This window comes from Tritonibacter sp. SIMBA_163, from assembly GCF_046535935.1.
GTDB classification, from domain to species: domain Bacteria; phylum Pseudomonadota; class Alphaproteobacteria; order Rhodobacterales; family Rhodobacteraceae; genus Epibacterium; species Epibacterium scottomollicae.
In genome coordinates this window covers 1-272 of the sequence record NZ_JAWJBP010000453.1, presented here as the reverse complement: position 1 = coordinate 272, position 272 = coordinate 1, and the positions used below count along the sequence as shown (strand labels likewise).

At 46.7% G+C, this 272-nt stretch carries 1 protein-coding gene; it reads right to left on the bottom strand.

All coding sequences use genetic code 11. From position 1 onward, the window contains the following. Positions 1 to 229: PLDc N-terminal domain-containing protein (locus tag R0J92_RS23090; RefSeq protein ID WP_411053386.1), on the bottom strand; the 229-nt coding region annotated here is incomplete at its 3' end. Positions 230 to 272 lie beyond the last annotated feature (43 nt).

Here is a 272-nt window from a genome sequence, read left to right as displayed (position 1 = left end):
CTTGGATGCTGCTGACTTGGGAATTGACTTGCCGAGTATAGTAAGACTGTTCGTCTTCGCTTAAATTATAGACATTTTTATCGGTCAAATGCCTGCCGAAAAACAAATAGACGACAAACCCGATAACCGGCAAAAAGAATAAGATCAATAGCCACGCCCAGGCAGCTCCTGCATCCCGCCGTTCGTTAAAGATGATAACAATGGCAAGCGCCACGTTCAGCAGCAGCACAGAGTTCAGTGTCCAGCTCGCGATCAGTATCCAATCCATCTTC